Annotated in this window: 1 protein-coding gene; it reads left to right on the forward strand. The window is 72.5% G+C overall.

Annotated elements, in window-relative coordinates:
* The coding region (locus tag AVR91_RS41860) for an AMP-binding protein (RefSeq protein WP_228709492.1) at positions 1 to 2,913 on the forward strand (2,913 nt) is incomplete at both ends.

The raw sequence follows: 2,913 nt of genomic DNA on the forward strand, positions 1-2,913 counted from the left end.
GCGGCGGCGGGCGAACTGCTGAAGACGGTCAAGGAACAGACGGGCGCCGTTCCCGGCGACGGCTCCGGTCATGGACTGTTGCGTCACCTCAATCCCGGAACCCGGGGCATCCTGGCCGCGCTGCCGTCCGCGCAGATCGGCTTCAACTATCTCGGCCGGTCCGGGCACGCCGCCGGGGAAGACGGCGCGTGGCAGCTCACCGACGTTTCGCTCGGCGGTGGTCCGGAGGGTGTCCACGTGCTCGAGGCGGGCGCGGACGTCCAGGACACGCCGGACGGCCCCCGGCTGCGGCTCGTCCTGGAAGGCCGGGACCTGGACCCCGCCACCGTGGAGCGCGTCGGCCGGGCCTGGACCGGGATGCTGACCGGTCTCGCCACGCACGCCGGCGCGCCCGGAGCCGGTGGACACACACCGTCCGACTTCGCACTCGTCGCTCTGACCCAGCGGGACGTCACGGAACTGGAGGCCGCGGCGCCGGGATTGACCGACGTCTGGCCGGTTTCGCCGCTCCAGGAAGGCATGCTCTTCGAGCGCGCCTTCGCCGAGGGCGGCGTCGACGTCTACCAGAGCCAGCGGATCCTCGACCTCGACGGGCCGCTCGACGCGGCACGGCTGCGCGCCGCCTGGAACCGGGTGCTCGCCCGGCACGAGTCGCTCCGGGCCGGTTTCCGGCAGCTGGGCTCCGGCGAAACCGTGCAGATCATCGTCGGCGAGGCCGAAATTCCCTGGCGTGAAACGGATCTGTCCCGGCTCGGCGAGGCGGAGGCGGCCGCGGAGGTCGATCGCCTGCTCGGCCAGGACCAGGCGGAACGCTTCGACGTCACCCGGGCGCCGCTGCTGCGGCTCCTGCTGATCCGCCTCGGCGCCGACCGGCATCGCCTCGTGGTGACTTCGCATCACGTGATCCTGGACGGCTGGTCGACACCGCTCGTCCTCGGCGAGGTGTCGACCGCTTACGCGGGCGGACAGGACCTTCCCCCGGCACCGTCCTATCAGGACTATCTGGCGTGGCTGCGACGGCAGGACGAAGAGGCGACGCGGGCGGTTTGGCGGTCCGAACTCGCCGGGGTGGACGAACCGACCGTGGTGGACGCCGACGCGGGCAAGACGATGGTGCTGCCGGACAACCACGCCGAAACGCTGTCCGAGGAGGCGACGCGGGCACTCGCCGGCTTCGCTCGCGGACACGGTTTGACGGTGAGCACGATCCTGCAGGCGGCGTGGGCCTTGGTGCTGGCGCGGCTGGCGGGCCGGACCGACGTGGTGTTCGGGAACGTGGTGTCCGGGCGTCCGGCCGAGGTACCGGACGTCGAGCGGGTGGTCGGGATGTTCATCAACACCGTCCCGGCCCGCGTGCGGTTCGACGGCGGCCGGTCGGTGCTGGAGACGCTCCAGGACCTTCAGGCGCGCCAGCTGACCCTGTCCGAGCACCAGTACCCCGGACTGCCGGAGATCCAGAAGGCGGCGGGCGCGGGCGCGGTCTTCGACACCATCGTGATGATCGAGAACTACCCGCACACCGCCGAGGGACTCGGCGACGACGGCGGGATCGAGATCAGCGCGGTCACCACCCGGACCGGCACCAGCTACCCGCTGACCATGAACGCCGGACTCGGGGATCGCCTGCGGGTCAACGTCTCCTACCGGCCGGACCGGATCGGCCGGGAGACGGCCGCGGAGGTCGCGCGGCAGGTCGTGCGGATCGTCGAACGGATACCGGCGGAGGCGTCGCTTCCCGTCGGACGCCTCGCCGTGACGAGCGAAGCGACCCGCGCGACGGTGGTGGAGCACTGGAACTCGACCGGGGCGGCGCACGGCGGGCCGTCCGTGGTCGAGGCGTTCCGGAGCAGGGTGGCCGCTTCACCCGAGGCGACCGCGGTGGTCGACGGGGAACGCGGCCTGTCCTACGCCGGACTGGACCGCGAATCGGACCGTCTGGCCGGCCTGCTGGCCGCGACCGGCGTGCGTCGTGGTGACCGCGTCGGTGTCGTCCTGGACCGCGGCGCGGACCTGCTCGTCGCCCTCCTCGCGGTCTGGAAGGCGGGAGCGGCGCAGGTACCGGTGAACACGGACTATCCCGCGGACCGGATCGACCGGATGCTGTCCGACGCGGGAGCGTCGAAGGCGATCTGTGTGGCAAAGACCCGGAACTCGGTGCCGGACGGGGCCGAGCCCGTGGTCATGGACGCGCCGGAAGCCGCACTGGACCGGCACGAGGCACCGGCGCTCACGGTCGGTGCGCACGACGAGGCCTACCTGATGTACACGTCGGGCTCGACCGGCGTGCCCAAGGGTGTCGTGGTGCCGCACGGAAGCGTGGCGGCATTGGCCTGCGACCCCGGCTGGTCGCAGGGCCCCGGCGATCGTGTGCTGCTGCACGCGTCGCACGCGTTCGACGCTTCGCTGGCCGAGATCTGGGTGCCGCTGGTGAGCGGTGCCACGGTGGTGGTCGCGGAGCCGGGCGCGGTCGACGCGCAACGGTTGCGGGAAGCGATCGAAAGCGGCGTGACCACCGTCCACCTGACGGCCGGGTCCTTCCGCGTCGTGGCCGAGGAGTCGCCGGAGGCCTTCACCGGGCTCCGGGAGATCCTGACCGGTGGTGACGCGGTGCCGCTCGCCTCCGTCGAGCGGATGCGGCGGGCCTGCCCGGACGTGCGGTTCCGTCAGCTGTACGGCCCCACCGAGATCACCCTGTGCGCCACGTGGCTCGTCCTCGAACCGGGGGCGGACACCGGAGACGTGCTGCCGATCGGCGGGCCGCTGGACGGCAGGCGGGCCTATGTCCTCGACGCGTTCCTCCAGCCGGTGCCGCCGGGCGTGACCGGCGAGCTGTACCTCGCCGGAGCCGGTCTGGCGCACGGCTACGCGGGTGCCACCGGGCCGACGGCGCAGCGGTTCGTCGCCGACCCGTTC

This window comes from Amycolatopsis keratiniphila subsp. keratiniphila, assembly GCF_001620365.2.
Taxonomy (GTDB): domain Bacteria; phylum Actinomycetota; class Actinomycetes; order Mycobacteriales; family Pseudonocardiaceae; genus Amycolatopsis; species Amycolatopsis keratiniphila.